Genomic DNA, 6,985 nt, shown 5'->3' on the forward strand with positions numbered 1-6,985 from the left:
CATTCACTGTTCTGAAGAATATTCATCAATGTCCGAGACGCTTTACCCATGAACTAACTGCATCTTCAATCAATGCGTGGGCATGAATGAAAGCGGCCTTGCCTTGACGATACGGATCATGTATTTCGCGCTCGCTCTGCCATTTGCCGAGCAGAAACACTTTGCCTCTGGCGTGCGAGGCAATCTTCAGCACTTGATTGACGTGGGCCTTTTCCATCACCAGGATCAGGTCCGAGTCATTGACGATGTCCGAAGTCAGTTGCCGCGCCTTGAACGCCTCGGCGCAATGCCCGTGCTCTTCAAGAACCTGCCGCGCCGAGGCTTCCACCCCCTCGCCTACGCGGGCGGACAGGCCGGCGGAGGACACCTTGATGGCGGACGCGCCCAGTGCATTGCGCAGCAGCAGTTCAGCCGTCGGACTTCGGCATATATTGCCCACGCAGACAACGAGGATCTTTTTGAACAAGTCTTGCTTTCCTGTGTAATATCAAACAGCCAACATGCCGTAAAAAGTTAATGAACCCTCACGACTTTCCTGCACTCAGAAATAGCTTCGCCCTGTTAGTACAGGAACATTAAGTACCACAGCGTTTTAAGCCGCCCCAACCACAATTAGCGGACTAAAAATAACTGTGATTTTCAGTTGCTGTTTTCCTGACAAAAAATAACATTCGCGCACTTAGTGCTATCACCGTTATCGGAAATTGTGTGACGGGATAAATATTCGTAGTTGTCATTCTCTTCAGGAGAGCAGACATGAAAACAGCACAGCGCAATAAACTCGCCGCCCTCGCCCTGATGGCGCTCGGTGCCACCAGCCAGGTTCACGCCAGTGAGCTGTTCCCCAACCTTCCGGCGAAAACCATCGGCGTGCAGGTGAAGATCCAGAGCTTCACCGCCGCCGATGCCGCGCAAATCAAAGCGGCCGGCTTCAGCTTTGTGCGCTTCGGCGTGTGGAGCGACAGCCTCACCGCGAAGACTTATCAGAAACAGGTTAGCGATGCCTTCGCCGCCGCCGCTTCCGCCGGGCTGCCGGTGCTGCTGACGGTGCGCGCAATCAAGGCACTGCCGGCCACTTCGCCGGAGGAACTGAACGCCGCCGGCGGTAAGTTCGCCAACACCGTGACCGGGCTGGAAAAAACCTGGAGTTCGCAATTGGTGGCGATCGAAATCTGGAACGAGCCGGATCTGGAAACCTATTGGCCGACGCGCAATTTCGACACCACGTTCGTGCCGTTCATGGCCGGTATGTGCAAGACCCTCGAAGGTCAGCCGCAGACGACACCACGCGTCGGCTTCGGCTTTGCCCGGCCGCCAAGCGCGGGCTCGGCGTCGACGGTGGCGCTGAAAAGCATCGTCAGCGATTACCCCAAGTGCTTGAACGCCGTGTCCTATCACCCTTACGGCATGACCGCCACGCAGATCAGCAACGCGCAGACGTTCATTCAGCAGAACTTCAATCTGCCGGGTGTCATCAGCGAATGGGGAGTTTCGGCCCTCGCCTCCAACGGCGGTCCTGAGGGGCAAGCGACCAAAATCAACGCGTTTATTACCGACGTTAAACGCCTGAATATTCCCCTGACCTCTATCTATGAATGGCGGAACAGTGATTCAGGTAGTAACGATCGTGAGAAGAACTTCGGCTTTCTCACCTCTGACGGCCAGCCAAAACCGGCACGGTTGTCCGTGGAAGGTCTGTTGAACGCTGAGTGAGCCTTGGGCAACCGGTCTGTTCACAGGTCGGTTGCTTTGAACCTGTGGGCTGTTTTGGCATCGTATTCAGCGACACCGCGCCCCGCCTTTCAAACAATCGTTTTCAGGTTGTTGCCGCAGGGGCCTTCGATGCACGAATGCACCCTTGAGTGCCTGTCAGCGCTCGGGTAATGTCTTCAGACCCATAGGATAGAGCACGCCCATGACTTCCAAGCTGGAACAACTCAAACAGTTCACCACCGTGGTTGCCGACACTGGCGACTTCGAAGCGATCGCCCGAGTCAAACCGGTCGACGCCACTACCAACCCTTCCCTGCTGCTCAAGGCTTCGGCCATTCACGGCTATGCCGAACTGCTGAACGATTGCGTCCGCGACTGCAAGGGCGATGTCGGCCTGGCCAGCGACCGTTTCGGTGTCGCAGTGGGCAAGGAAATTCTCAACGTGGTTCCGGGCCGCATCTCCACCGAAGTGGATGCGCGTCTGTCCTTCGACCAGGATGCGATCCTCAAGCGTGCGCATCGCCTGATCGAGTTGTACGACAAGGCCGGCGTCGGCCGCGACCGCGTGCTGATCAAGATCGCCTCGACCTGGGAAGGCATCCGCGCTGCCGAGATCCTCGAGAAGGAAGGCATCCAGACCAACCTGACCCTGCTGTTTTCCTTCGCCCAGGCCGCCGCCTGCGCCGATGCCGGGGTGTTCCTGATCTCGCCGTTCGTGGGCCGTATCTACGACTGGTACAAGAAGGCCAACGGCAACGACTACACCGGCGCCGATGATCCCGGCGTGCAGTCGGTGACGCGCATCTACAACTACTACAAGGCCAATGACTACAAGACCGTGGTCATGGGCGCCAGCTTCCGCAACATCAACCAGATCGAACAACTGGCCGGCTGCGATCGTTTGACCATCAGCCCGGAACTGCTGGAGAAGCTGGCCGCCGACACCGGCAAGCTGGAACGCAAACTGGCGCCGGGCAATGCCGGTGAAGCGCGTCTGAGCCTCAATGAAGCGCAATTCCGCTGGTTGTCCAACGAAGACGCGATGGCCACCGAGAAACTGGCTGAAGGCATCCGTCAGTTCGCCCGCGATCAGGAGAAGCTCGAAGCGCTGTTGCAGGCCAAGCTGTGATTTGAGTTTGTAGAATGCAAAAAGGGCGAACCTGTGAGGGTTCGCCCTTTTTCATTCTGCATTGAGAGGCGCTTTGACCGAACTGAAGCCTTCGCGAGCAAGCCCAGACACCATCAATTCACGAGATCAATGTCTTTCCAGCGCATTCACCAGATCATGAAACGCTTCACGATTGGAATCGTTAAGGCCCATGAGAATCTTGTGCGCTTCCAGCACTTTGATCCGCACCACTTCTTCGGATTGGTCCTGGTCCGGCAAATCGTCCAGGCACTCCGGGCAAGGCACCGGGTGATTGACGATGTTGAACACCTGCTCGAAACCCATAGACTGCAACAGCCGAGTAATGTCTTCGTGGGTGGTGACAACCGTCGGCAACAGGCCGACCTTCTGCCGCGACAGGATCGACAGTTTGGCCAGCAGGCCCAACGTCGTGCTGTCGATGCTGCGGGTTTCGGTCAAATCGATCACGATCGCGTTGAAATTCAGCGCGGTGAAGATTTTCTCAATAGTCGCATCCAACGCCGAACACAGGGTCAGGCGAACTTCACCGACGAACTTCAGGACGAACGTGCCGTCCTGCTCGGCGAACTGGATTCTACCGGTACTCATTGAAGATTCCTGCTCAACACCAACAGGGCGATATCATCCGGCATCTCCCCTAGCGTGGCCAAACCAAACACTTGCCGCAGACCATCCAGGCTGCCGCCCGCCAACTTCACCCGCTCGGGCAAAGCAGCTTCTTTTTCTTTGAGCGTTGCTTCTGGCAAAAGGTCCAGAATGCCATCAGACATCAGCGTCAGGCTGAACGTCGGTGGCAGCTCGAGCACGTGGTCTTCGTAGGTGGCTTCATTGAACAGCCCCACCGGCAGACCACGGCCTTCGAGATAACGAACACTGTCAGGCGTGTACAACACAGGCAAAGGCAGATGGCCGCCAATGCTATAGGTCAACAAACCGGTCTCCTCGTCGATGACTCCACCGACCATTGTGACGTGTTTACCCAGCTTACAACTGATCAGCCCCCGGTTGATATGACCGAGCACTTCCGAAGGCTTGAACTCCGGCAAGGTACCGCTGCGTTTCGACTCGAAGAGCAAACGCGTGGTCATGAATTTCAACAGCACGGTGACGAAGGCTGATGACGCGCCGTGACCGGAAACATCCGCCAGGTAAAACGCAACCCGGCGCTCATCGACGCGGAAATAGTCGACAAAATCACCCGACAGGTACAACGACGGGATGATCTGGTGGGCAAAGTGGAATTCGTCAATGCTCCACGGACTTTCCGGCAGCATATTCATCTGCACCTGGCGACCGGCGTTCTGGTCTTCCTGAAGCAGGTTCAGGCTGGCTTCCAGCTCCCGGTTGGCCTTCTCCAGCTTCTCGCGGTAACGCTGGTTTTCCAGCAACAGCCGCGCACGATCCAGGGCCCGGCGCACGGAGTGCTCGAGCACAGCCAGATCTTCGAGAGGCTTGATCAGGTAATCCGCCGCGCCCAGGCGCAGGGCCTCGACCGCGTCGTTCATCACCCCGGCACCGGAGACGACGATCACCGGTGTCTCTGGCGAGCGCTCGGTGACCTGACGGATCAGTTCCAGACCGCCCATCTGCGGCATGCGCAGATCGCAGATGACCAGATCGGGCTCGTCTTGCTCGAATACCTGAAGACCCTGTTGACCGTTGCCGGCCTGCAGGACGCTGAAACCACTGTCTTCCAGATAGGCCGCGAGACTCGCGCGCACTACCTCGTCATCATCGATTATCAGCAGCGTGGCACTGGTTTTTGGCATGTGGGCAAACGGCGCCAGAATTAGGTTGGCGTAGTGAGCGGGGCAACGGCCCTGCGCAGACTACTGGATTCGCTTTCTAGCCTCTCTGCTGCAACGCTTTCAAGCATTCGCCTGGCGCGCGGTTTTAAACAGAGGTGCCCTTCTAAGGCGCAGACGGTACTCCCATCCGCAGAGCGTTTCAAGCATGCGCCGATTGTCGCTTGACGACTTTGTTTGTCAAATCACCGGGAGTTATAAGAACAGCTCCAACCGTAACCCGATGGAAGGTAGCGGCCGTTGCAGGCGACGCTCTGGCGCGGACAAAAAAGGCGACCCGAGGGTCGCCTTTCTGTCACCGGTCGAAATCAGAAATCGTCTTCGACCTGACCGTCCTTCACCTTGAACTCGCGGTTCTGCAGGTAAGCGTTGCGGATGAAGGTGTATTTGTCGCCGCTGATCAGCTTCTCGCTCGACAGCAGGCTGGCGCGGGTGTCGACGATGTTCAGGCCGAAGATCGAGTTACGCGTCGGCACGTGATCGATGTAGCGGTACATGCCAGTGTAGCTGTCGACGTACTTGGACGGCGCGTCCCGCAGGGTGCTCGGGCCCATCAGCGGCAACATCACGTAGGGACCGCTGCCCACGCCCCAGTAGCCGAGGGTCTGGCCGAAATCTTCGTCGCTGCGGTTCAGGCCCATTTTGGTGCCGACGTCGAAGAAGCCGAGCAGACCGAAGGTAGTGTTGAAAATCAATCGGGCGGTATCAACGCCCGCGGCAGCCGGTTTGGCCTGCAGAATGTTGTTCGCCAGGTTGGTGACGTCACCGACGTTGCGGAACATGTTGTGGATGCCGTCTTCGACAAACTGCGGGGTGACGAACTCATAACCTTGCGCCAAAGGCTTCAGCGCGTAGGTGTCAACGAAGTCGTTGAACTGGAAAATCGGCCGGTTGACGCTTTCCCAAGGGTCTTCTTCGGTGGCCGCCTGGGTGGCGAACGGCGCCAGCAACAGGCTGGCACATACACTTAGCTGAGTGAGCGAAGGGCTCCAGCGCATAGAAAAACTCCTTGGATTTGATACTGGCGCAGACCTCTCGGCCCGGGCATTAAGGCCGCTAGTATAAGCGCAAACGGCGATTTGGGCAGTGCGCCGCTGCAAGGATATGCAGGAAGTTTCCTCCGTCGACTTTCACAGGGCTGTCATGCAACTGTCACCCCCGCACCCTAGTCTTGGCGTTATTTCAGGGACGTTGCCATGACTCACGCCGAAACCTTGCCCGTCGCCGCGCCCAGTCTGACTGCCGTACTGTTCGGCCTGAGCGGTTGCCTGGTGGATTTCGGCGCCCGCGCCGCGCAAGAGCTCGACGCCCAGCCGGAACATGCCAAAACTACGCCCGGCGCACTCGATAGCCTGAAAAGTTTGCAGCGCCAGGGAATTCCCTGCGCGTGGCTCGACGAACTGCCCGCTGCCCTCGCTCGGTCACTGGCCGCCGCGCTGCCGGACTGGATCAAACCGACGCAACATTCAGCAACAATGAATCCGTGGCCAGCCCCCAATGCGTGCTGGCAAGCGTTGATGGATCTGAACATCGACCGCCTCGACGGTTGCGTGCTGGTCAGCGGTGAGCCGCGTCTGTTACAGGCCGGCCTGAACGCAGGGCTATGGACGATTGGCCTGGCGTCCTGTGGATCACTGTGCGGCCTGAGCCCACGCGAATGGCAGGCCCTCTCGCAAAAGGAACGCGAACAGTTGCGCGGCAGGGCCACCGTGCAGTTGTTCAGCCTGGGTGTGCATTCGGTGATCGATCACCTCGGCGAACTCGATGCCTGTCTCGCCGACATCAGCCTGCGCCGTGCCAAAGGCGAAAAGCCCTGACCGGCGTCATGCAGGTTTACCGAGAGTGGATTAATCTAAAGGTCAGCCATAGACCTTTGGCGCGCGGCTGCGGTCAATGCCAGTGCCTATTGATAAAAGGAAACCACCATGCCCGCCCAAGAACTGCAAAAACAGCTCGATACCCTGCGCGAGCAGCTGGAACACAATCCACCGCTGTCGGAAGCCGAACGTGAAGATCTGCATGCGCTGATGGCGCAGATCGAATCGGAAATCCAGTTGGAAACTGCCACTCAGGACGCGAGCATCGCCGACGGCGTGAACCTGGCGGTCGAGCGCTTCGAAGTCGAACACCCGGCGATCGCCGGCACCCTGCGCAATATCATGAATACGCTGGGCAGCATGGGCATCTGAGCCCCGCCGGAAAAAAGCCCTGCCAGCGATGGCAGGGCTTTTTCATTTTGAACGCGGTCAAATGTGGGAGCGGGCTTGCTCGCGAATGCGGGGTTTCATTTAACAATGATGTCGACTGACACAACGCT

At 58.0% G+C, this 6,985-nt stretch carries 8 protein-coding genes; 4 read left to right on the top strand and 4 right to left on the bottom strand.

What is annotated here, in order from left to right:
- Nucleotides 1-25 precede the first annotated feature (25 nt).
- Nucleotides 26-466: a low molecular weight protein-tyrosine-phosphatase gene (locus tag CXF97_RS13105; RefSeq protein ID WP_101158857.1), complete on the bottom strand. Its 441-nt coding sequence runs from the start codon at nt 464-466 to the stop codon at nt 26-28.
- A gap of 290 nt (nt 467-756) precedes the next feature.
- On the opposite strand from CXF97_RS13105, the gene CXF97_RS13110 reads away from it, so the two are divergent.
- Nucleotides 757-1,713, top strand: coding sequence for a glycosyl hydrolase family 5 (locus CXF97_RS13110; protein ID WP_101158858.1), 957 nt, complete (start codon nt 757-759; stop codon nt 1,711-1,713).
- Between the two features lie 202 nt (nt 1,714-1,915).
- On the top strand, nt 1,916-2,842 hold the full coding sequence (gene tal / locus CXF97_RS13115) for a transaldolase (RefSeq protein ID WP_041477315.1): 927 nt from the start codon (nt 1,916-1,918) through the stop codon (nt 2,840-2,842).
- Nucleotides 2,843-2,968: 126 nt separating this feature from the next.
- Here the strand turns inward: tal and rssC are convergent, their stop codons facing one another.
- The 3 genes from rssC to CXF97_RS13130 form a co-directional block, all read right to left on the bottom strand.
- On the bottom strand, nt 2,969-3,451 hold the full coding sequence (gene rssC / locus CXF97_RS13120) for an anti-sigma factor antagonist RssC (protein WP_003226553.1): 483 nt from the start codon (nt 3,449-3,451) through the stop codon (nt 2,969-2,971).
- Entirely contained in the window at nt 3,448-4,632 is a 1,185-nt protein-coding gene (rssB, locus tag CXF97_RS13125) for a two-component system response regulator RssB (RefSeq protein WP_101158859.1), read from the bottom strand. The genes rssC and rssB overlap by 4 nt, the downstream gene beginning before the upstream one ends.
- A gap of 344 nt (nt 4,633-4,976) precedes the next feature.
- Nucleotides 4,977-5,666, bottom strand: coding sequence for a VacJ family lipoprotein (locus CXF97_RS13130; protein WP_101158860.1), 690 nt, complete (start codon nt 5,664-5,666; stop codon nt 4,977-4,979).
- 198 nt (nt 5,667-5,864) lie between these two features.
- Between CXF97_RS13130 and CXF97_RS13135 the strand changes: the two genes are divergently transcribed.
- Nucleotides 5,865-6,485, top strand: a complete 621-nt coding sequence (locus CXF97_RS13135) for a phosphatase (RefSeq protein ID WP_101158861.1) — start codon at nt 5,865-5,867, stop codon at nt 6,483-6,485.
- 108 nt (nt 6,486-6,593) lie between these two features.
- Nucleotides 6,594-6,857: a DUF4404 family protein gene (locus CXF97_RS13140; RefSeq protein WP_016775472.1), complete on the top strand. Its 264-nt coding sequence runs from the start codon at nt 6,594-6,596 to the stop codon at nt 6,855-6,857.
- Nucleotides 6,858-6,985: the final 128 nt, after the last annotated feature.

The sequence above is a fragment of the Pseudomonas sp. Choline-02u-1 genome (assembly GCF_002836515.1).
In the GTDB taxonomy this organism is placed as follows: domain Bacteria; phylum Pseudomonadota; class Gammaproteobacteria; order Pseudomonadales; family Pseudomonadaceae; genus Aquipseudomonas.